Source organism: Bradyrhizobium sp. AZCC 2176 (assembly GCF_036924645.1).
Taxonomy (GTDB): Bacteria; Pseudomonadota; Alphaproteobacteria; order Rhizobiales; family Xanthobacteraceae; genus Bradyrhizobium.
The window spans coordinates 5865995-5887325 of sequence record NZ_JAZHRX010000001.1 but is presented as its reverse complement, the minus strand read 5'-3'; the positions used below and the strand labels follow the sequence as shown (position 1 = coordinate 5887325).

The 21331-nt window shown below is 62.1% G+C and carries 17 protein-coding genes, 1 tRNA gene and 1 pseudogene; 12 read left to right on the top strand and 7 right to left on the bottom strand.

All coding sequences use genetic code 11. The annotated features are described in order from the left end of the window. Positions 1-752 precede the first annotated feature (752 nt). Positions 753-842: transfer RNA gene (locus tag V1288_RS27680), tRNA-Ser, on the top strand. 700 nt (positions 843-1542) lie between these two features. On the opposite strand, the gene V1288_RS27675 is transcribed toward V1288_RS27680, so the two are convergent. The 5 genes from V1288_RS27675 to V1288_RS27655 all read right to left on the bottom strand — a co-directional run bounded on the left by V1288_RS27675 (position 1543) and on the right by V1288_RS27655 (position 8783). Then, the gene (locus V1288_RS27675; protein ID WP_334360041.1) at positions 1543-4236 is read right to left on the bottom strand and encodes a bifunctional acetate--CoA ligase family protein/GNAT family N-acetyltransferase; all 2694 of its coding nucleotides are present in this window, start codon (positions 4234-4236) and stop codon (positions 1543-1545) included. A 124-nt stretch (positions 4237-4360) separates the two neighbouring features. Then, positions 4361-5188, bottom strand: a complete 828-nt coding sequence (locus V1288_RS27670) for a universal stress protein (protein WP_334360040.1) — start codon at positions 5186-5188, stop codon at positions 4361-4363. A gap of 138 nt (positions 5189-5326) precedes the next feature. Beyond that, a complete protein-coding gene (locus tag V1288_RS27665; protein WP_334360039.1) occupies positions 5327-6229 on the bottom strand; it encodes a CHAD domain-containing protein in 903 nt (300 codons plus the stop codon). Positions 6230-6231: 2 nt separating this feature from the next. Next, on the bottom strand, positions 6232-7803 hold the full coding sequence (locus V1288_RS27660; RefSeq protein WP_334360038.1) for a bifunctional aminoglycoside phosphotransferase/ATP-binding protein: 1572 nt from the start codon (positions 7801-7803) through the stop codon (positions 6232-6234). Continuing rightward, positions 7800-8783, bottom strand: coding sequence for a zinc-dependent alcohol dehydrogenase family protein (locus V1288_RS27655; RefSeq protein ID WP_334360037.1), 984 nt, complete (start codon positions 8781-8783; stop codon positions 7800-7802). Before V1288_RS27655 ends, V1288_RS27660 begins: the two co-directional genes overlap by 4 nt. A gap of 228 nt (positions 8784-9011) precedes the next feature. Between V1288_RS27655 and V1288_RS27650 the strand changes: the two are divergent. The 4 genes and pseudogenes from V1288_RS27650 (at position 9012) to V1288_RS27635 (ending at position 12106) form a co-directional block, all read left to right on the top strand. Next, positions 9012-9702: pseudogene (locus tag V1288_RS27650) on the top strand (cyclic nucleotide-binding domain-containing protein). Between the two features lie 45 nt (positions 9703-9747). Then, a complete protein-coding gene (locus V1288_RS27645; RefSeq protein WP_334360036.1) occupies positions 9748-10005 on the top strand; it encodes a hypothetical protein in 258 nt (85 codons plus the stop codon). 408 nt (positions 10006-10413) lie between these two features. Beyond that, positions 10414-11049: a DsbA family protein gene (locus V1288_RS27640; RefSeq protein WP_334360035.1), complete on the top strand. Its 636-nt coding sequence runs from the start codon at positions 10414-10416 to the stop codon at positions 11047-11049. A gap of 109 nt (positions 11050-11158) precedes the next feature. Beyond that, entirely contained in the window at positions 11159-12106 is a 948-nt protein-coding gene (locus V1288_RS27635; RefSeq protein ID WP_334360034.1) for a Bug family tripartite tricarboxylate transporter substrate binding protein, read from the top strand. A gap of 18 nt (positions 12107-12124) precedes the next feature. Here the strand turns inward: V1288_RS27635 and V1288_RS27630 are convergent, their stop codons facing one another. Beyond that, a complete protein-coding gene (locus V1288_RS27630; protein ID WP_334360033.1) occupies positions 12125-12442 on the bottom strand; it encodes a PilZ domain-containing protein in 318 nt (105 codons plus the stop codon). Between the two features lie 211 nt (positions 12443-12653). On the opposite strand from V1288_RS27630, the gene V1288_RS27625 reads away from it, so the two are divergent. Continuing rightward, complete coding sequence (locus V1288_RS27625; RefSeq protein ID WP_334360032.1) at positions 12654-13880, top strand: acyl-CoA dehydrogenase family protein; 1227 nt, start codon at positions 12654-12656, stop codon at positions 13878-13880. A 110-nt stretch (positions 13881-13990) separates the two neighbouring features. Beyond that, entirely contained in the window at positions 13991-14392 is a 402-nt protein-coding gene (locus V1288_RS27620) for a VOC family protein (RefSeq protein WP_334360031.1), read from the top strand. A 300-nt stretch (positions 14393-14692) separates the two neighbouring features. Here the strand turns inward: V1288_RS27620 and V1288_RS27615 are convergent, their stop codons facing one another. Further along, positions 14693-15442: a Spy/CpxP family protein refolding chaperone gene (locus tag V1288_RS27615; RefSeq protein WP_442893860.1), complete on the bottom strand. Its 750-nt coding sequence runs from the start codon at positions 15440-15442 to the stop codon at positions 14693-14695. A gap of 429 nt (positions 15443-15871) precedes the next feature. Between V1288_RS27615 and V1288_RS27610 the strand changes: the two genes are divergently transcribed. The 5 genes from V1288_RS27610 (at position 15872) to V1288_RS27590 (ending at position 21314) form a co-directional block, all read left to right on the top strand. Further along, complete coding sequence (locus V1288_RS27610; RefSeq protein WP_334361416.1) at positions 15872-17212, top strand: ABC transporter substrate-binding protein; 1341 nt, start codon at positions 15872-15874, stop codon at positions 17210-17212. A 126-nt stretch (positions 17213-17338) separates the two neighbouring features. Continuing rightward, the gene (locus tag V1288_RS27605) at positions 17339-18274 is read left to right on the top strand and encodes a carbohydrate ABC transporter permease (protein ID WP_334360030.1); all 936 of its coding nucleotides are present in this window, start codon (positions 17339-17341) and stop codon (positions 18272-18274) included. Continuing rightward, positions 18274-19188 carry a carbohydrate ABC transporter permease gene (locus V1288_RS27600; RefSeq protein WP_334360029.1) on the top strand — a complete coding sequence of 305 codons (915 nt, stop codon included), beginning with the start codon at positions 18274-18276 and terminating at the stop codon, positions 19186-19188. The genes V1288_RS27605 and V1288_RS27600 overlap by 1 nt, the downstream gene beginning before the upstream one ends. A 4-nt stretch (positions 19189-19192) precedes the next feature. Continuing rightward, positions 19193-20293: an ABC transporter ATP-binding protein gene (locus V1288_RS27595; RefSeq protein WP_334360028.1), complete on the top strand. Its 1101-nt coding sequence runs from the start codon at positions 19193-19195 to the stop codon at positions 20291-20293. Positions 20294-20324: 31 nt separating this feature from the next. Then, positions 20325-21314: a hydroxyacid dehydrogenase gene (locus V1288_RS27590; RefSeq protein WP_334360027.1), complete on the top strand. Its 990-nt coding sequence runs from the start codon at positions 20325-20327 to the stop codon at positions 21312-21314. Positions 21315-21331: the final 17 nt, after the last annotated feature.

Genomic DNA, 21331 nt, shown 5'->3' with positions numbered 1-21331 from the left:
GCGGCCTTACCCCACGATGCGGCCCACCTCCGCATCCTGTCGTGAAGATATCGCAACCGGAACACGGCGGAAATGGGGTCTGCTCCTGCGTGGTGAATCAATGGTTGCTTTGCGTATCCGGCGATTTGCGGGCGTGCACTATCGATATCAGGCAAAAGACGGCCCGCCCGCACCGTCCCTTCTGCCGCTTTCAGCAATCTGTTGCAGTAAATCATCACTCACGGCCGATCTGCGATTTCCGCCTGTGAATCTTTTTGACTGTGCAACGATGCAGTCGTTCTGTGCGTTGCAGGGGCGCAAAGGATTTGTGCGATGATCGAGACAGTTACAGCAGTGATGGGCCTGGTGAGCGCAGGCATTTTCCTTGCCCATGCGTTTGAAGGCTATCGTTCCAGAGCTTGAGGCGTGAGCGGCGGCCGGTTCGGGTAACCGCCGGCTTCGGACAGAAATGATTCCGTGGTTTCGACCGGGATTCGGAAGCTTTAATAAATTCGGACGAGCATCGGATGTGGTAGGTGTATCAATGCGCAACCACGACATTGTCTCCAACGGATTTCTTGCTCTGGCGACGGCCAGCTTCGTGCTGCTGTGCTCAAGCCTGCTTGCTGTTGCGTTCGGCTAAACAAGCGCCCGAACTAATTCCGGCAGCGGCCGCTGGGTTTCTTCCGAAATGACAGGATGGGTGCAAATCGGGGCCACGTTCGCATTGCGTTCGAGCCAGCCCTACGCTAAGCGACTGAAATTCTTGAGCTGGAAGGGTGGCCGAGTGGTTTAAGGCACCGGTCTTGAAAACCGGCGTGCCTGCAAGGGTACCGTGGGTTCGAATCCCACCCCTTCCGCCAGAATCACGGTTTTTGGCGAAATCCGATCAGTGCTGCTTGGCAACAAATGTATTCGTTCGCGAGAGCCAAGAGCTTGCTGCCGTCCGGCCGCGGTGCGTCAGTTGCAGAACCTGAGGGGCGGCGGTCCCGTGGCCACCGGACAATTTCCCCAGGAGTCCAGGCCCACACTCGGCAGGGCCGTCAAGCGAATATATTCCGCTAGGCGGCTTTGTTCGTGAGGACCGCCGCTGCGCTACACGGTGGACGACGGTGAGCTACTTGATCGCCATCGTGCTTGCTATGGCCGGTTGGCTGTTCCTCATCGCTTGGCTCGTGAGCCGGCCAATTTGATTGGCCGTAACAGAAACGCCACGAACAGCAGAGGCGGGCCCCAAATCGCCAGCAAGACGACAACAACGACTTCCGTGACGTCCATGCGCATCCCCGATGTCATGACCGACTCGTGCGGAGAGTGCGCGAATTGTGAAAGCCTGCCAAGCATTCACCATTGTGCAGTGCAAACGCCATCGTCCCTCACCCACTCGTATTGGCGGCATTCGGCCGTGCTCGACCGGAATAGTTCGGATGAACAGGTTCGTCATCGGCAATCGCGCGCCAGCGAGCGACCAGAGAAAACCCATCAGGCCGATGCCCGCCGAGCGTCAGTGCCAGCGGCACGAGAAATACCACAACTGACGCGAGCAGCGTCGGATCGATCGGTTCAAAGCGTCAGCCTGACGTTGCAGATGTCGTGCTCGACGGGGTCCGACTTCACCTCGAAGCCCAGGCCGCGGCACATTGCGAGCATGACCGTGTTCTCGGCCAGCACGTCCCCGGAGATGGCTTTCAACCCCTCGGATTTTGCATATTCGATGATCATCTGCATCAGGGTCCAGCCGAGCCCCCTGCCCTTGAGGTCCGACCTCAACAGGATCGCATATTCGCCGCTCTCATAGATCGAGTCTGAATGGATCCTGACCACGCCAACCAGCTCGTTGGTCGCCTCGTCGAGCGCGACAAAGGCCATTGCGCGTGCATAGTCGAGCTGGGTCAGGCGGGCAATGAACTCATGGGAAAATTCCTTCATCGGAGCGAAAAACCGTAGCCGGAGGTCCTGCATCGTGACGTGCTTCAACATCTCGTGGATCAACGGCTCGTCCTCGGGCCGGATCGGACGAACGAACACGCGCCAGCCATCCTTGACTTCGATGTGACGCTGCCATCGTGAGGGATAAGGCCGTACGGCGAAATTCGCCGGGCCCGAACCGCGAAACTTCCGTTCCACGCGCCCGATCGCGACGCGCGCGTCGACGGCGAGTACGCCAGCTTCATCTGCCAGCAACGGGTTGATATCAAGCTCGCGGATTTCGGGAATGTCGGCGGCCATCTGCGCCAGCTTGACCAGAACCATCGCGACGGCGTCCTGCTTCACCGCAGGCACGTCGCGATAGGCGCGCAACAGCCGCGAGACGCGGGTGCGCTCGATCAGGCTACGCGCCAGTTGCAGGTCGAGCGGCGGCAGCGCCAGCGCCTTGTCGCTGATGATCTCGACCGCCGTGCCGCCGCGGCCGAATACGACGACCGTGCCGAAGGTCGGATCGTCGGCGAGGCCGAGAATGAGTTCGCGCGCCTTTGCCTGCACCACCATCGCCTGCACCATCACGCCCGAAATCCGCGCCTTCGGCCGCAGCGATCTTGCGCGCGCGAGAATCTCGGCGGCTGCCTTGCGCACCGCGTCGGCGTTGGTGAGGTTGAGCACAACACCGCCGACGTCGGATTTGTGCACGATGTCTCGCGACATGATCTTGAGTACGACAGTCGAACCCTGCGCGAACAGCGCGTTCGCATGAACAACCGCCTCTTCGGCATCAGCGGCGACAGATGTCGGCACGGCGGCAATGTCGTAGGTATCGAGCAGCCGCTTGACTTCGATCGGATCGAGCCAGGAGCGGCCATCGGCCAGCGCCGCGGCAACGATCTGCCGCGCTGCATCGGCATCTGGAGCGAACCCGCTCGGCATGGCGGGCGGAACCTGCGCCAGCGCCTCCACCACCTCGCGATGGCGCACCAAATGCATGAAGCCGAGGACAGCGTCGCCGCCGGTCTGATAATTCGGAATTCCCGCGCCGCTCAACAAGTCGCTGATCGAGTGGTCCGCCCCGACCCAGACCGCCAGCACGGGCTTCGGCGACATGCGGCGTTCGGCGCGATATTTCCCGACCACGCCGATGACGGCCGCGGCAATGTCATCGGCGCGGGCGATCGCGGTCTGGACATTCATCACCAGCACGGCGTCATTGCTCGGATCCGCCAGCAACACTTCGAGCGCCGCGGCATAACGTGCGGGATCGGAGTCGCCAACGATATCGACCGGGTTCGATTTCGACCATGTCGGGGGCAACACCGCATCGAGCTTCTCGCGGGTTGCAGGCGAAATGTCGGCGGGAACACCGCCGAGTTCGACCAGCCGGTCGACCGCGAGCACGCCGATACCGCCGCCATTGGTCAGGATCGCAAGCCGCTTTCCCGGCGGTGATTTAAGCCGCCCGAGCGTCTCGGCGCAGTCGAACAATTCGCGCAAGTCCGATACGCGCAGGATGCCGGCGCGCTGAAACGCGGCGTCGTAGACGGCATCGGCCCCGGCCAGCGCGCCGGTATGGGTTGCGGCGGCTTTCGCGCCTTGCGCCATGCGGCCTGATTTGACGACGACGACCGGCTTGATTCTCGCGGCGGCGCGTGCTGCCGACATGAATTTGCGGGCATCCTTGATGGCTTCGATGTAAAGCAGGATGGCATGGGTCTTTTCATCGAGCGCGAAGCAATCCAGCAGATCGGCGATATCGACATCGAGCTGGTCACCGATAGAAACGATGCCGGAGAAGCCGACGGCGCGCTGTGCCGCCCAATCCACCATGCCCGCGGCAATGGCGCCGGACTGTGAGATCAGCGCCAGATTTCCCGCGGCCGGCATATGCGCGGAAAAGCTCGCATTGAGACTGACGCCCGGCATCATGATGCCCAGGCAATTCGGGCCGATCAGGCGCATACCGTGTTTTTGCGCGGCGCGCTCCGCTGCATCCGCCATCGAGCCCGGACCATGACCGAGCCCGGCGCTGACAATGACCGCGCCCGCCGCGCCACGGCGGCCCGCCTCATCGATCAGGCCTGCGATGGTGCGGGCCGGCGCGGTGAGGACGACGAGTTCGGGCGCAAAAGCCAGTTTTTCGATGGTGCCGGCGGTCGCGACACCATCGATCTCGTGATAACGCGGATTGACGAGGCCGAATTCGCCTTTGAACTGGGCTTTACGAATATTGTTGAGAATGGCGCGGCCGACCGAGGCACGGCGCGGACTGGCCCCGACCAGTGCGACAGAATGCGGCGAAAGCAGATTTTTCAGACGATAGGTCGACATCAGGCCTTGCTATCCGGCGGGTCGCGGACACCTGTGAACCGATATCCCACGCGATGTGTTCCCAGTGACATGCGGAAGCCGGCCGAGCCGGAAGGCCGCATTCCCCGCTCGCCCCACCCCGAAATCAGTGCGACATCAGCACCGGCACGGTCATGGAGTCGAACATGCTGCGTGTGACACCACCCAGAATTCTCTCCTGCAATCGCGAATGGCCGTATCCACCCATCACCAGGAGGCCCATATTGCTTTCGGCCGCGATCGATAGAATGGCACCCTGAACGCGATCCGCCGTCATCCGCTGCACCCGGGCCGCAATGCCGCGCCGCGCCAGATGCGCGGCAAGCTGGTCCGATGAGGCTTCACCTGCCTCCTCATTGACCGCAATCACGGTCACGGCCTTCGCACCCATCAGAAACGGCATCGCATCGCGTACCGCGCGGGCGGCAGGGCGGCTGCCGTCCCAGGCGATGCCGACATGGTGGGCGTCAAGCGGTCCCTTTTGGATATGGGGAACCATCAGCATCGGCCCGCCGGAATTGAACAGGATCTGCCGCGGAATCTCATTGTCGTGGCTGGCCTTCGCAGGTTCCGGCTGCAGCACGATCGTCATGTCGTACAGCCGGGCAAGCGCGCTGATGGTCCGCCCGGCCTCCGCGGGAATGGTCGCGAAGGTCCTGGTGCCGTAGGCGATTTTGGCGAGCTTGGCCTCGATCTCGAACATGGCGATCGCGGCGTTCGCTCTTTCCTGGGCGCGCGCCTGTTCAGCCTCCATGACGGCGCCAACAGCCGCGCCGCCGCCCTCGACAATCATCCCGGCGGCACTCATTGATTCATAGCCGATGGCGACCGCATCGAGATGCGACCGGCGCGCAATGGTCAGCGCGACAGCGACGTCAATCACCGGCCTGACCGGCCGCTCGGAGGGAATATGAACCAGAATGTTCCTGAACATCGCCATTCTCCCGCACATTCGCGAGGGCATGCGGCCCCCGTTACGGTTGCTGCCGGCAAGGTAACCGACGGGCGAATGGCCGAGGTTGACGCACATCAAACCTGGACGCTTCCGAGCGGAAGTATGCGAGCGGCGGCGTCAGCGGGCTCCGGCGTGCATGAGATCGCGATGAGCCGCGATGGCGGCGCCGAGCAGCTTTTCCTTTCGACGGCGATAGCCCGGCGGATGCTTCTTGCCTCGATTGCCATTCTCCGCCTGTGGCGATCCGCTGGCAAGCCCGGCGAAGCGCTTGAGGTCGCGGAGGTCGCCCAGTGCGCGCTGCAGCCGTTTCGCCGGCCGGTGCAGGTGACGCAATTCGCCCCGGCCCCGTGGCGCGACGGTTTCCGTCAGCGCTTCCAGCATGTAGCGGAAGCGTTTGACCTTGATCCGCAGCCGGTGGCGGCTCGACGCGCCTAAGGTCTTCAGGTGCTGCCCCTTTCGGATCAACCGTTCGTGCCAGAGGTCGAATTCGCGCGCGCAATACGATTGCAGAGTCTCCGCGTCCTTGCGCCGCTTGTAGCGCTCAAACCATGGTCCTTGTCTGATCCAGCGCGCCATTGCTGCGATCAGACGTTGCGTCCGGGCGGAGCGCAGGGAGCGAACCAGGCGGCGGTGATCCCGCGTCTGGTGCTGATCGAGCTGCTCGCCCACCATGCGCTCAGCCCAAGCGCAGTATCGCTTGCGGCGCGCATATTCCATCACGACGTCGCTGTCGCGCGCGGCGCCGAGCGGGCCATTCAGCCAGGCGATCTCCTTCTTCAGCCGAAGCCATTCCGAATCGACCACGATCGGCGCAAAAAAAGCTACGGCAGCGCGCAACCGGGTGATCGCGACCCGGATCTGATGCACGGCCTCGGCATCGCCGGCGCACGCGCTGCTGTGGTGGGCCTTGATATCAGCGACACAGCCGAGCGTCATCTTCTGGAATGCGGTTGCACAATCGAGACCCGCCGCCTCGGAGGCCTTGGGTCGGCTGGTCGTTCTTGTTTGACCGTTTCTCATCTTTATTGCTCGCCAGGCACCGCAAGCAAGGAAACACAGGCGTTGCGCAGCGACTGGTCGGGTGTCCCTGAGGCATCGATCATATGCCAGTTTACCGCGCCGATCGCGAAAGTCTCCTGCTTCAGGGCAACATTCCGCGTTGCATCAGACGCATCGCCCTTGCGCTGCTCGATCCGTGCCAGCCGCGTCGCGAGATCCGCCGTGAGGAAAAGGCCCACGAAGCGTACGCCATGCGCATCCGCTCGAGCCTCGATCTCCGTCCGTTCCGCTTCCTGCAGATAAGCGGCATCGAGCACCACCGAACAACCCTGGGCGAGGACACGCTGCGCGGTGCTCGACAGCACGTCATATACACGTTTCCCGATATCGGGCCGATAGGCGGTTTCCGGCAGGCCAGTGGTTTCGCTGGCGCCGAACAGATCCTTGCGGATGACATCCGAGCGGATAATGACCGCGCCGGGCGGCGGCTCAATCAGGCCTGCGAGCCCGCGTGCTAGCACCGACTTTCCGGTGCCCGACAACCCGCCGATCGCCACCAGCAGCGGCGGCTTGGGCGCAATGAGGCGTCCTGCCAGATCGAAATAGCGCTTGGCCTCCTGCCAGACCGCGTCGTTCCCTCCGGCCTGTTCGCTCTTCATGAACAGCACATGCGCGCGGATTGCCGCCCGCGCCGACAGAAACAGCGGCAGCAGGCGCAGGCCCTCGAGGCCTTCATCCCCTGCCTTCGCAAGGTAGCGATTGAACACCGTACTCGCCGCCGCTGCCTGATTGAAGTGAATCAAATCCATCAGCGTAAAGGCGAGATCGTAGAGCACGTCCGTCGTGGCAATGACGGGATCGAATTCGATGGCATCGAACAGCACAGGCCGGCCGTCCACCAAGGCAATATTGGCGAGGTGGAGGTCGCCGTGGCAGCGGCGCACCAACCCTTGCGCGGCACGCTGCCTGAGCAGCGGTTGCAGCGTCGTGGCAGAATCGCGGCTGTCAGCGTCGAGTTGATCGATGGCAACGCCGTCAAGTCCGCGCACGGTGCGAAATTTTGCGCTATTGCGTTCGATGATCGGTTGAAGGGAGGCGAGCCAGCTTTCACCGCCGGCGCGCGGCGCCTTGTCGTGGGATCGCAGAATCGCATCGGCCACGGCCATCGCAAGCGATGGATCGATCGTGTCCGATGCCGCGACACGTTCGAGCGACTGATTTTCGTCGAACCGTGTCATTTCGACCGCCCATTCGACCGGAGTGCCGGAGCCGCCGATTTCGAGGGCGCCGTCGGAATTGCGCGTGATGGCGACGACGCCCCGGTAGATTTCGGGGGCGTTACGGGCATTGACGTTCAGTTCCTCTTCGCAGGCCCGCTTGCGCTTCTCCAGCGTGGAATAATCGAGGAACGGCAAGCGCACGGCTCGCTTGATCTTCAATGCCCGATCGGCTCCAAGAAAAACCATCGAGGCATGGGTGTCGATCCGCTTGCCGCCCTTGGCCGGACCGAAGCTGGAAGCGTCGAGGAAATTGAGCACCTGCTGCTGCAGGTCAGCCCCGGCTGCGGCTGTATCGGCGCGCGGTCGCACGGTCATGGCTGCAGCACGGCGGCGCCAGTGATCTGCCCGGCGCGCAGCTTCGAGAGGACTTCATTCGCTTCCTGGAACGGAAACACGCTCGTGTGCGCTCTGATGCCCGCTTGCGCCGCGACCTCAAGAAACGCGATCCCGTCGCCGCGCGTCAGATTGGCGACCGAAAGCAACTGCCGTTCCTCCCAGAGGATGTGATAAGGGAACGACGGAACGTCCGACATGTGAATGCCGGCGCACACCACGCGCCCACCTTTGCGCACAGCGCGCAATGCCAATGGCACGAGGGAGCCGACCGGCGCATAGATGATGGCGGCGTCGAGTGGTAGCGGAGGCTGTTCCTCCGACCCGCCGGTCCATTCTGCGCCGAGCGATTTTGCAAGACGCTGCGCCTCGACATCGCCCGCACGGGTGAACGCGTAAACCGAACGTCCCTGCCAGCGCGCTACCTGCGCGATGATGTGCCCGGCCGCACCGAAGCCGAAGATGCCGAGATGCTTTCCCTCGCCCGCCATCACCAGCGAGCGCCAGCCGATCAGGCCCGCGCAAAGCAGCGGCGCGATGGCGACATCGTCGCCAGTCTCGCCGAGCGGAAAGCAATAGCGGCCGTCCGCGACCAGATGCGTGGCAAAGCCGCCGTCGCGCGTGTAGCCGGTAAAGAGTGGGCGGTCGCAGAGGTTTTCCCGGCCGCTCCGGCAATAGGAACACTCGCCGCAGGTATAGCCCAACCAGGGAACGCCGACCCGCTCCCCGATCGCAAGAGATGTCACATTGGGACCAAGCGCCTCCACCCGGCCGACCACCTCGTGGCCAGGCACGACCGGATAGGCGATATCAGGCAATTCTCCATCGACGACGTGCAGGTCGGTCCGGCACACGCCGCAGGCGCCGACCTTGACGCGCACATCGCCGGGTCCCGGTACCGGATCCTCTCGCGCTTCAAACCGCAGCGGCGCGCCGGGCGCCGTCAGGACCATGGCGTGCATTTCGTCTGATATCCTCACGCAAGGGTGTGCAGCCTATCCGGTGCACCCGAGCAGCATTTGATCCTCGTCAATCGAGCCCGAGCGAACTCTCTCTAACATGGCTACGTCAGCAGGGTCGCGCCAGTCATGGCGTTGTGCCGCTTCTTGATGCATGGAACAGGGAATCGTTACATTCGCGCCAATCTGCTGCAGACGCGACCTGGCGCTCCCGAATCGAGGAGATGGCAAATGCTCACCCAGACGATCACCGCCCCGGCAGTCCCGGCAGCCAAGGCTTTCCCCGCCCCGCGCGGCCAGAATGTCCCGGCCACCGACCAGTTCAGCGTGATCGCGATCTGCGCGGGTGTGATTGCCAGTAAGTTTTCCTACCGGAAGGACGAGGAAATTCTACGGCGAGGGTGAGCCCTCCGAGTACGTCTATCGGGTGGTCCGCGGCTCGGTCCGGACCTACAAGCTCCTCAACGACGGACGCCGCCCGATCGGCGCGTTCCATCCGCCGGGCGACGTGTTCGGCCTCGATGCAGGTTTGGCCCATTGCCTGACGGCTGAAGCGGTCGCCGACACCACCGTCCGTCTGGCGAAGCGCCGCAGCCTGGAAGCCGCCGCGGGATCGAATGTCCAGGTCGCCCATAATCTCAGGACCATGACCGCAAGCGGCCTCCGGCACGCCGAAGACCAGATGTTGCTTCTGGGCCGCAAGACCGCGATGGAGCTGGAAATGGACCGTCGGCTCGCCAAAGCCGGCATGATGGCCCTGAGCCGATGTGTCGCCGCGACATCGGCGACTACCTCGGCCTGACGCTGGAAACCGCTTCGCGGGGCGCTTTCACAGCTCGGCGACCAGGGCGTCCTGGAATTTTCGAGCGCCCATCAAATCGTGTTGCGCAATCGCCAGTGGCTGGCAGACATGGACGCATGAGAGTATAAGCTGGCCGACATGGTGCCGGAAGGACGGGAGTGCAAGATGAACAATTATCGCGTCTCCTTCTACAAAGATCTCTGCAATTCCGATGGCCATAGCTTCAAGTGCCTGCAACGCCAGATCGAAGTTCAATCGGTCGGCCCCTCCCAAGCGCTGGTGTTGGCGGAGCGGCTGGTCGACAACGACCGCCTGAATGCCAATTGCGTTGAGGTCACGCACCTGGCGGGTCATGACGAGTTCGAACATCCGGCGTGCTATACACCGGCCCCCGGCAAGCACGCATGGAACCGCATCGCGTGAAGCACTGACCGCGACATCCATCGAAGCCCGGGTCCCGCGCCTGCGCGCGGCCGGCTCTGGTCGCGCTCGTACTCAACACCGGCAGGCGGGCTGGGATCCAGGTCAATGCGAACGCAGCTGAAAGGGCGGAATGTCGATCTACATGATGCCCGACGATGATGTCCGCATCATTCGGCGATCTCGCCGTTTTCTCCTAAGACTGCCCGGCGATCGCTGGTCGCAAAGACCGCGGTGCGGGGCATTTTTATTGATGGGCCGTCTACTTTCTGGCGCCTTTGATCGGATCGCGATCAATTCACAGTCAACTGCGATCGCAGCCGGATGGCCTTGGCGCGCGAAACCGGTAGAATGGTCGATAGGCCGCAGGCTTGCCGGCTCGCCCTTTGCCGATCCGTTTCGGAGTAAGCGTTGAACGTTCGCTGTCGCATTGCCTTCGCCGTCCTCCTTGCTTGTGCATCACCGGCCGTCCCGGGCGCCGCCGTCGCGCAAAGCGCGATTGCCGCAGCGGTCGCCAAACCGGTATCGCTGCCGGACATTGCAATCGGATCTGCAAACGCGCCAATCACCATCACCGAATATTCCTCGATGAGTTGCCCGCATTGCGCAGCCTTCGGCCAGAATGTGTTCCCGATGTTGCGGTCGAAATATATCGATACCGGCAAGGTACGATTCGTGTTCCGGGAATTTCCGCTCGACATCAAGGCCGCCGCAGCTTCGATACTGGCGCGCTGCATCGGTAAAGGCGATTCCGAAAAATACCTCGGCGCAGTCGAGATGCTATTCAAGCTGCAGGACCGCCTGATGGCGCAGACCAAGGATACGCTGATCTATGTCGGAAGGCAGCACGGCATGAGCGAGCAGGACGTCAAGACCTGCGAGGAAGACCAGGCGCAGTTCGACAAGCTGAACGCCGATCAGCAATACGCCCATCAGAAAGTGAAGGTCACGTCGACGCCGACTTTCTTTCTCAACGGGCTGCGGCTGCAGGGCTCGATGTCGTTCGAGGAGCTGGAAGAGCGGATCAAGCCTCTGCTCAAGAAGTGACGACCGCGGGCCGTCGCAATAGCCTCTTGTCCGGCGGCGCCGCCTCGCCGATGATAGCCCCAACAACAAACATATTGGGGAGAGCGCCGTGGCCGCAGGTTTGCGAATAATGTTGGCAGCGACGTGGCTGCTATCCGGCATCATGGCAGCGTCGGCGCAAGGCTATCCGAGCAAGCCGGTGCGCGTCGTGGTCGGCTTTCCCGCCGGCGGACCGACCGATGCGATCGCCCGCATCGTCGCCCAGAAGCTTACCGACAAGCTCGGCCAGCAATTCTTCGTCGAGAATATCGGCGGCGCCGGCGGCAATACCGCAGCCGGCCAGGTCGCGCGCGTGACGCCGGACGGCTACACCATCATGGTGATCAGCACCGGCTTCGTCGTAAATCCCAGCCTCTACGCCAAGGTGCCGTACGATCCAGTCAAGGATTTCGCGCCAGTGACGCTGGTCGCGGTGTCACCGAATGTCGTGGTGGTCAACCCACAAGTGCCCGCCAAGACCCTCCCGGAGCTGGTGCAGCTCATCCGGGACAATCCCGGCAAGTACGGCTTTGCCGGGCCCGGCATCGGTTCGACGCCGCATCTGGGCGGCGAGCTTTTCCGGCTCGCCTTCAAACTCGACCTGGTGCACGTGCCTTTTACGGGGGCTGGGCCGGCGATCCAGGCAACGGTCGGCGGGCACACGCCGATCGCCTTCACCGCGCTGCCGCCTGCCCTGTCGGCGGTGCAGAGCGGACAACTGCGCGCGCTGGGCGTGGCATCAGCGGAACGTGCCGTCGGGATGCCCGACGTGCCGACCTTCGCCGAACAGGGCGTGAAGGATCAGGACGCCGACACGCTCACGGGCATCGTCGCGCCCGCGGGCACGCCGAAAGAGATCGTCGATCTGCTCCATCGCGAGATCGCCGGGATCGTCGCACAGGCTGATGTCAAAGAGCGCCTCACGACGCTCGGCTTCAAGGCGGTTGCGAATACGCCGGATCAGTTCGGCGCACGTATCAGGCTGGAAATGGACAAGTGGGGCAAGGTGGTGCGCGATGCAAAGTTGCGGATCGAGTAGCGCGCTTAGTGCCCCCCGCTACGTTGGCTGTGGTTCTGCGACCGTGCCCGCATCCGCGACCTTCATGAAAGTCAGGCCGATACGATTCCTCCGGATCCAGGTCACCCGGCACTCGTGCACGATCGATGGATCTTTTGCCATCACCAGGTGAAAGTGCTGCGGGACGAAGGCCGGATTGTCGACATCGATCGCGGCCCCCTCGCGCGAGATGTTCCGCACCACGCAACGCATGACGGAACCGCCCGACGAAACATAGGCGGGCTCGTCGATTTCCGTTCGCGGATACTTTCGCTTCTCTTCCATTCCGTCCGTTCCGTCCCGATCGATCGCGGCCAAACCGCCAGACTAGCGCAAAAACTTAAACAAGTCGGCGCGTGCGCCCGGGGAAATGGGAATTAAGCGCGGCGTGCGGAAGGCGATCGTATTCGGGCTCCATTGTGCAGAGCGGCACGAAATCCCAACCGCTTATTCGCAGATGTGCTCCGCGTCACCATGGACTTGCCGATCGCGACGATGGCACGATAGCTTTTCCACCAATGACAGGCACATGGACGAGATGGGACCGGCGGGCATGGTCTTGAATACACCGATTGCAGACTCTCCCGATCTTGCCGGCGACCAGGCGGTGATCGCCCGGGCCGAGGCCATCCGTTCTGATGTCGCGGCAGCTTCCGACGAGATCGAGACCACTCGTCGGCTGCCGCCCGCACTGCTCGACAGGCTGCATGACGCGCAATTGTTCCGCCTGTTGTTGCCCCGCTCGACCAACGGGATCGAAACCGATCCCGTAACTTTTTTCCACGTCATCGAAACCATCGCTAAGGCTGATGCCTCTACCGCCTGGTGCCTCAGCCAGGCCGGCGGTTGCGCGATGTCGGCAGCCTATCTCGATCTGCCGGTGGCACAGGCGATCTTCGCCGATCCGCGCGCGGTGCTGGCGTGGGGGCCCGGCCCCAGGGTTCGCGCGGTCGAATGCGAGGGCGGCTACCGCGTGACCGGCGTGTGGTCCTTTGCATCCGGCGGCCGGCATGCGACCTGGCTCGGGGCACACTGCCCGATCCATGCAGCCGACGGTTCGCCCAAATACGACGCCAACGGCGTCCCGCTCGAACGTACCATGCTGGTCCGCTCCGAAGATGTCGAGTGGACGGATATCTGGAACACCGTTGGCCTGCGCGGCACCGCCAGCGACCAATTCGCGCTCACTGACTTCTTCGTACGCGCAGACCATTCGATCACCCGTGAGTTCGACCGGGAATGCCGCGAGCGCGGCCCGCTCTACCGCATGAGCAATCACACCTGTTACCAGGTGGGTTTCGCCGGCGTCGCCTGCGGCATTGCCCGCACCGCGCTCGACAATTTCGTCGAGACGATGCGCAACAAGGTGCCGCGTGGCGCGAGGGCGTCGTTGCGGGACAATGCCGTGGTTCAGTGCAACCTCGCCCAGGCGGAAGTCAATCTCCGCGCCGCGCGCGGCTACGTGTTGCAGTCGATGGCCGACACCTGGAAAGACCTCCGCGCGGGCGCGACCATCACGGTGGCGCAGCGCATGAACATCCGCATGGCCTCCACCCACGCCATTCACAAGGCGCGCGAGGCTGTCGACTTCGCCTACAACGCCGCAGGCGCCACCGCGATCTTCGAGAACCATCCGCTGGAGCGGCGCTTCCGCGACATCCATACCGTGACCCAGCAGTTGCAGGGCCAGCTCAGGCACTTTGAAACTGTCGGCGCCTGGATGATGGGCGTCGATACCGACCTCAGCTTTGTCTAGAGCTTCGGTTCTGATCGAACCAGAACCGAAGCTCTGGATTCTTATTTTGACGCGTTTTCTTCACGCGAACCGGTATCCACTTCGCTCGAAAACGCTATGGGAGAACGACCATGGGACTTGGCGGATTGCAGCACTACACCATCGAACCATCTGACCTTGAGCGCACCAAGGATTTCTACTGCGACGTGCTGGGCCTGGAGAACGGCGACCGCCCTCCGCTCGACTTCCCCGGCTACTGGCTCTATTCCGGCGGCACCGCCACGGTACATCTGATGGGCACGCGCAAGCCGCGCGAGGGCATCGTCGTGCGCGGTACGGAGAAGAAGTACGAGGATACCGGACGGCTTGACCACATCGCCTTTGCGGCAACCGATGCCGATGGTATGCGCAAGCGCCTGCAGTCGAAAGGCGTCAAATTCCGCGAGAGCATCGTGCCGCGGACCGGCGATACGCAATTCTTCCTCTACGATCCCGATGGCGTCGGCGTCGAACTGAATTTTCCGAAAAGCTGAGGCTCCGCTACCATCAATGGGGTCCGGAGCTTAATTCGGCGGCATCCGACCCCGCCGAATTGGTTTTCGGTGCTGCGGTGCCAAGGCGCAATGGTGTTTGGGGCGCCACACTGCCCGTCAAAGAATGAAGTTCCCGACAACGCCGCAAGTCAGCCATCAGTAAGGCGCGAGTCCGTCAGGGTTTCATCATCATTGCAATGAGATTGGGAGAAGCCGCGCCGCTGCGGCAGAATAGCCGGGTGCCGCGCCTTTCAACCTACCCCAAGGCATGCGTACCCGGCTATTCGTCCGGCCGGCCCGCTAGTCGAGCCCGCGCTCGTGGCTCAGATTGACCATTTCCTGAATGAAGACCGCCTTTTGCCTGTCGTTCAGACTGGCGAACAGCGGCTCGGCCGCATCGGCCACGTTGCGCTGGTCGACGGCGCGATCGTTGAGAAATTGGGCTTCATTGCGCATCTGCTCGATGATGTCATCGGGCGGATCGCGCTTGGCGCGCGCAATGCGCAGGTTGAGGCGATCGGCGCCATTGTGACCGAGATAGTGCATCGCACTATTGAACCCGGCCCAATGCTTCTCCTGTTCAGGCGTGAGGTTTAGCTCCTTCTTGATCCGCTCGATATTGGCGTCGCTGTTGGTGACGATCTGTTCGGCCGTCAGTTGCGGCGCGGCGGCTTGGGTAGCGGCGGCCTGTTGTTTGGCCGCTTCCTTCTTGCCACCCTTGGCTCCCTTCGCCGGCTTCGCTGCGTCGCCCTGCTTGCTTTCTCCCTGTTTGCTTTCTTTTGCCGCCGGCGCCGGACCAGACTTGCTGCCTGTTGCGCCGGTCAGCACGCCGGTGACTCCGGTCACGACGCCAACGACGCCGCCGATGGCCCCGCCAAGTACGCCGCCGACCGGTCCGGCCGCCCTGTTACCCTCGCGGGCGCCCTTCTCGACACCCTGAACCACCTGCGCGTCCACAGGCTTCGGCGCGTTGAGAAGCATGATAGCGGCCAACCCCATGGCCGCGCACACTTTCCACCGCGTGCGCAGTTTGGATGTCGGACTCCTCATTATTGATCTCCGTAGTCGTTAGCCGGCACTGGCATCCTCGAATCCGAATCTTATCGTCTCAGCGACGCGCAAGTCTAGCTGCGGCGCTGACCGTATTCGCCGGTGCCGGTGCGCCAAACCCATGGAACAGGAACCCCGCGGCACCACCGCAATCCTAAACTCTCTCGCGGTCGTGACGGCGTGTGCAACGCAATATGCCGTGCAGAGCGGCATTACAGAATTCCGATGGCTGGAAATTTGAACGCAACGTTAGTTCTAGAACGTCGCAGATGTCATTTCTCGACAGACGCGTTTAATTCTGTTCTGATTGCGCAACCAAATCTCCGCGAGGCGCACGCCATCCCCGATCGGCGCGATCGCGTGAATGCCGACAAGATAAGAAGAGGAACGACAAGACGACAACAAAAAAGCAAGCAAAGAGGAAACACCATGTCACGCAAGAAGCTTTCTCGCCGACAATTCATTGCTGCTACTGCGCTGTCATCCGCAGCCCTCGTCACCGCGCCTTATGTGCGTGGCGCCCACGCTGCAGGATCGCTTTCGATGGGGTTCTGGGACCACTGGGTGCCCGGCGCCAACAACGCGTCCACGGACCTCGTCAAAGAATGGGCCGACAAGGAGAAGGTCGAAGTCAAGATCGACTACATTACCAGCAACGGCAGGAAAAACGAGATCACTATCGCCGCCGAGGCTCAAGCGAAGTCTGGCCACGATATTCTTGCGATGCCGACCTGGTGGCCGCACGCTCAAACTGAGCTGCTCGAGCCGATGAACGACGTCATGACGCCGCTGATTGCGCAGAACGGCGCGGTCAACGACACGGTGAAGTATCTCGGCCAGCTCAATGGCAAATGGCATGCTGTTCCCTTCTGCATCGGCAGCCAGATCAAGGGACCCTGCACCCGCATCGATCTGATGAAGAAATTCGCCAATATCGACGTGCAGGAAATGTATCCCGCCGGCTCCCAGCCGAAGGCGGACAACTGGACAACCGATACCTTCCTGAAGGCTGCGGAAGCCTGCTTCAAAGGAGGCGTTCCCTTCGGGATCGGCTTGGGCGAAACCTCCGACTCCGTCGACACGGCGGGCGCGATCTTCCAGTCCTTCGGCGCGCAGCTTGTCGATGCCAAGGGCAACCTGACGGTCAAGACCGACGAGGTGCGGCAGGCGCTCGAGTACTACAAGAAGCTGATCGCGTTCCTCCCGCCCGATGTAGGTGCATGGGATGATGCCTCGAACAACAGGTGGCTGGTGTCCGGTAAGGGCGCCATGATCATGAACCCGCCAAGCGCATGGGCTGTCGCCAAGCGCGATGCACCGCAGGTGGCCGAACAGTGTTGGACGCACGGTTTTCCGAAGGGACCGAAGGGCCGCTTTGCGCCGCACCTTCCCTACTTCCTGGCAGTGTGGAGCTTCTCCAAGAACAAGGCCGCCGCGAAGAGCCTCATTACGCACCTCTCGCAGCCAACCTCGATCGAGAAACTCGTTGCAGCCAGCGGCGGATACGACCTGCCGGCATACGAGAAACTGACGACGCTGAAGACCTGGGCCGAGGAAGGGCCACCGAAGGGCACCCTCTATCACTACCCCAACCCCTTCAACCATCAGACGCTGTCGATCGCGGCCTCGCCGGCCCCGCCGAAGATAGCTCAGCAGATCTACGTGCAGGCTACGCTGACGAAAATGTGCCTGCGCTACGGTCAGGGGGAAAAGATGGAAAGCACGCTCGCCTGGGCGGAAGGCGAGTGCGAAGGCTTCATGCGGAGCTGAGGCGAAGGACTTCGCCGCGGCAGCCATCCGAGCGCGCTGCCGCGGCGCGGATTCACTACTCTGTCAGCACCAGGAAATCGGCCAGCGCCGTCTTCCCGGTGATACATCCCGCGAGGACGATGCGTCATGGTCGATGTCACACTTCAGTCGAACCGCGCTGCTGGTGCCGGGACGCGAAGGCGCTCAAGCCTGCGAACCACCATGAAGCGAAAGTCCACGGCGGCTTTCCTCATGACTCTGCCGCTGATCCTCTTGATCGCAATTCTGGTTCTTTATCCGGCTTTCTATTCGCTGCATCTGGCGACCCTGAACAAGTCGATGCAACGCTTCGTTGGCTTGGGGAACTTTGAATTCCTGTTCAAACGGCAAACATTTTGGCTGGTGGTGCAGCAATCGTGCATCTTTGCCATCACCGCCGTCGCCTTCAAGGCGCTGATCGGTTTTGTCGTCGCGCATTTCGTTCACAACATTCCCGCTAAGGGTCAACGCAAGTGGCGTGGAATGCTGCTGGTGCCGTGGGTTATTCCACCGGCGATGAGCACGCTCGCCTGGCTTTGGCTGTTCGACCCCTCCTACAGTGCCTTCAACTATACGCTTTCATTCTTCGGCATCGGACCGATCCCCTGGACCGGCGATGCCGTCTGGGCGCGCTTCTCGGTCATCCTGGTCAACGTCTGGTATGGTGCGCCATTCTTCATGATCATGTACCTGGCTGCACTGAAGTCGGTGCCCGAGCAGCTCTATGAGGCAGCGGCGATCGACGGCGCCAACTGGTGGCAGCGGATCTGGTATGTGACGCTGCCAATGATGCGCAACATCATCGCGATCACGACGCTGTTCTCGCTGATCGTCACCTTCGCGAATTTCGATATCGTTCGAATCCTGACCGCCGGCGGTCCGCTGGATCACACGCATATTTTCGCGACCTGGGCGTTCCGCCTCGGTATTGAGGGCGGTGACATTCCGCTCGGCGCCAGCGTCTCGCTGTTCATGTTTCCGATACTGGCGATCGCGGCGATCTTCATTCTCCGTGACATCAACAAACGCGGGAATGAAGCCTGATGACAAGCTCCGTTGTGATCGACAAGGCTGCGCCAACCCGCAAGGTCAAATACGGCAGTATAAGCCGCGACCGGACGTGGGCGCTGCGATGGTCATACTTCTTTCTCGTCCTGTTTGCGATCTTCTCGCTGGTGCCTCCGCTCTATATGCTGATCACCTCGTTGAAGAGCAGCGCCGAAATCTCGGCGGCGACCAATCCGTGGTGGGTATTCCATCCAACCCTTTCAAATTACGTCGGATTGCTGACATCGAACCAGTTCCTGACGTTCTTTTGGAATTCGGCATGGGTATCGATCATCGTGGTGACGATCACCATGCTGATCAGCGTGCCCGCGGCCTTCGCGCTGTCTCGCATGCGGTTCTGGGGATCGGCGACGCTCGCGACCGGCGTCTTTCTGACCTATCTCATCCCCGATACGCTGCTGTTTCTGCCGCTGTTCAAGATGTTCGCGGCCTTTGGCGATTGGACCGGGATTCAGTTGATCAACCGGTGGTACGTGCTGCTGATCGTTTATCCGACGCTCACGGTGCCGTTCTGTACCTGGATCATGATCGGCTATTTCGCGTCTATCCCCAAGGAGCTCGACGAGGCTGCCATTATCGATGGCGCGTCCTGGTTTCAGACGTTGACGCGCATCTTCATTCCGGTCGCGATGCCCGGTCTGATCGCCGCGACTATCTTTGCCTTCACGGTCTCGTGGGCGCAGTTCCTCTATCCGCTGGTGTTCACGACATCCACCGACCAGCTTGTGCTGCCGGTCGGCATCATCACCACGTTGATCAAGGGTGACGTGTTCAACTGGGGCCAGATCATGACCGGCGCCCTGCTCGGTGCCGCGCCTCCGCTGATCATCTACGCTTTCCTGATGGACTATTACATTGCCGGCCTGACCGCCGGTGCGACAAAGGGTTGATCTCATGGCTGACGTGACGTTGCGGAAGGTTGTCAAGCGTTATGACGAGGTCGAGGCGGTGCGCGGCATCGATCTCGACATCGCCGACCATGAGTTTGTCGTGCTGGTCGGGCCTTCGGGCTGCGGCAAGTCGACTACGCTGCGGATGATCGCCGGCCTGGAGGATATCTCCGACGGCGACATCATGATCGGCGGCGACGTCGTCAACGACGTGCCGCCGAAGGACCGCGATATCGCGATGGTGTTTCAGAACTACGCGCTCTACCCGCACATGACGGTTGCGGAGAACATGTCGTTCGGATTGCGGCTGAAGCGCTATCCGAAGTCCGAGATCAAGAGCCGCGTCGACGAGGCGGCGCGCATGCTCGACATTGTCGAGCTGGTCGATCGCAAGCCGAAGCAATTGTCCGGCGGCCAGCGTCAGCGCGTCGCCATGGGCCGCGCCATCGTGCGCAATCCGAAGGTGTTCCTGTTCGACGAGCCGCTGTCCAACCTCGATGCCAAGCTGCGTGTGCAGATGCGGATCGAGATCAAGAAAGTGCACCAGAAGGTCCGTACCACGACCGTCTACGTGACTCACGATCAGGTGGAGGCGATGACGCTGGCCGACCGCGTCGTGGTGATGAACCATGGCCGCATCGAGCAGATCGGTACGCCGAACGAGCTTTATCACAAGCCGGCGACGAAATTTGTCGCCAGCTTCATCGGCTCGCCGGCGATGAATTTCATCCCCTGCCGACTGGAGGATTTCGCCGGCAAACTGCACATCCGGCTTACCGATCGCGTCGCCTTCCCGCTGCCGCCGGCGCGCGCCGCCCGCTATCAGGGCGTCCCGCGCACCGACAAATTGCTGCTGGGACTGCGGCCCGAGCACATCACCGAGGCCAAACAGCATTCCGAGCCGGGCGTGGAGACCTTCGACACGGTGCTCGATGTCACCGAGCCGATGGGAATGGAGACGCTGATCTATTTTACGGTGGAGGGCTCGCAGGTCTGCGGCCGGGTCAATCCCAATGCCGGCGCGCACGACGGCGGCCCACTCCGATTGGCTGTGGACCTCAACAACATGCACCTGCTAAACGAGGTGACCGGCGTCGTCCTTTGACGACGCAATTGCTGGAGATCAAGGGCAGGAAATGACTACCAACAAGAAGAAAATCTTCGTCACGGAATCGATGTCGCAACCGGGACGAGCGCTGCTTCACGCGCGGGACGACATCGAACTCGTCGAATTTCCCAACATGATTTCGCAGAAGGATTTCGAAGCCAAGCTGAAGGCGCATGCGCCGGTCCACGGCGTCGCCCTCGGCGGCACCCGTTTCGGCGAGCCCGAACTCGAAGCCTCGAAAGACATGCTGGTGGTGACCCGGATCGGCGTCGGGTTCGACGCCGTCGACGTCCCCGCACTCAGCCGCCGCAGGGTCCCGCTGATGGTGGCGGGCACCGCCAATTCGCCGTCCGTTGCCGAACATGCCCTGTTCATGATGCTAACGCTCGCCAAGCGCGCAACGGAAATGCATTCGCTCGTCAGAGACGACAAATGGGCCGATAGGCTCGGAATGCTGCCCTACGACCTGTTCGGCAAGACGGTTCTGATCATTGGTTTTGGCCGCATCGGCACGCGCACCGCCAAGCGCTGCCTCGCGATGGAAATGAACGTCCTGGTTTTCGACCCCTACAAGTCCGCCGCAGACATCAAGGCCGCCGGCTACGAACCGGTCGCCGACCTCAACGCTGCGCTGCCGCGCGCCGACTTCGTCAGCATCCATTGCCCGAAGAATCCGGAGACGGTCGGCATGCTCAATGCCGACAGGCTGAAGCGGATGAAACCATCAGCCTATCTGATCAACACGGCGCGCGGCGGAATCGTCGACGAGGCCGCCCTGCACACAGCGCTGGTTTCCGGCAAGCTTGCCGGTGCGGGCCTCGACGTTTTCGAGCAGGAGCCGCCGCCGGCCGGCCAGGCATTGCTCGCCTTGCCGAACGTCATCATGGCGCCGCATGTCGCTGGCGTCACGGTGGAAGCCGTGGACCGGATGAGCGAGCAGACCGCCCGCAACATTCTGAGCGTGCTGGATGGCGATCCGTTGCGCCAGAACGTGATCAATCAGGACGTGCTCAGCTAGATCGTCCGCAAGTCAAT

Coding starts and splice junctions, on each gene's coding strand:
- V1288_RS27675 (WP_334360041.1), bottom strand. CDS start 4,236: ATGTCGACCTATCGTCTGAAAAATCTGCTTTCGCCGCATTCTGTCGCA.
- V1288_RS27670 (WP_334360040.1), bottom strand. CDS start 5,188: ATGTTCAGGAACATTCTGGTTCATATTCCCTCCGAGCGGCCGGTCAGG.
- V1288_RS27665 (WP_334360039.1), bottom strand. CDS start 6,229: ATGAGAAACGGTCAAACAAGAACGACCAGCCGACCCAAGGCCTCCGAG.
- V1288_RS27660 (WP_334360038.1), bottom strand. CDS start 7,803: ATGACCGTGCGACCGCGCGCCGATACAGCCGCAGCCGGGGCTGACCTG.
- V1288_RS27655 (WP_334360037.1), bottom strand. CDS start 8,783: ATGCACGCCATGGTCCTGACGGCGCCCGGCGCGCCGCTGCGGTTTGAA.
- V1288_RS27645 (WP_334360036.1), top strand. CDS start 9,748: ATGAACAATTATCGCGTCTCCTTCTACAAAGATCTCTGCAATTCCGAT.
- V1288_RS27635 (WP_334360034.1), top strand. CDS start 11,159: ATGTTGGCAGCGACGTGGCTGCTATCCGGCATCATGGCAGCGTCGGCG.
- V1288_RS27625 (WP_334360032.1), top strand. CDS start 12,654: ATGGACGAGATGGGACCGGCGGGCATGGTCTTGAATACACCGATTGCA.
- V1288_RS27620 (WP_334360031.1), top strand. CDS start 13,991: ATGGGACTTGGCGGATTGCAGCACTACACCATCGAACCATCTGACCTT.
- V1288_RS27615 (WP_442893860.1), bottom strand. CDS start 15,442: ATGAGGAGTCCGACATCCAAACTGCGCACGCGGTGGAAAGTGTGCGCG.
- V1288_RS27610 (WP_334361416.1), top strand. CDS start 15,872: ATGTCACGCAAGAAGCTTTCTCGCCGACAATTCATTGCTGCTACTGCG.
- V1288_RS27605 (WP_334360030.1), top strand. CDS start 17,339: ATGGTCGATGTCACACTTCAGTCGAACCGCGCTGCTGGTGCCGGGACG.
- V1288_RS27600 (WP_334360029.1), top strand. CDS start 18,274: ATGACAAGCTCCGTTGTGATCGACAAGGCTGCGCCAACCCGCAAGGTC.
- V1288_RS27595 (WP_334360028.1), top strand. CDS start 19,193: ATGGCTGACGTGACGTTGCGGAAGGTTGTCAAGCGTTATGACGAGGTC.
- V1288_RS27590 (WP_334360027.1), top strand. CDS start 20,325: ATGACTACCAACAAGAAGAAAATCTTCGTCACGGAATCGATGTCGCAA.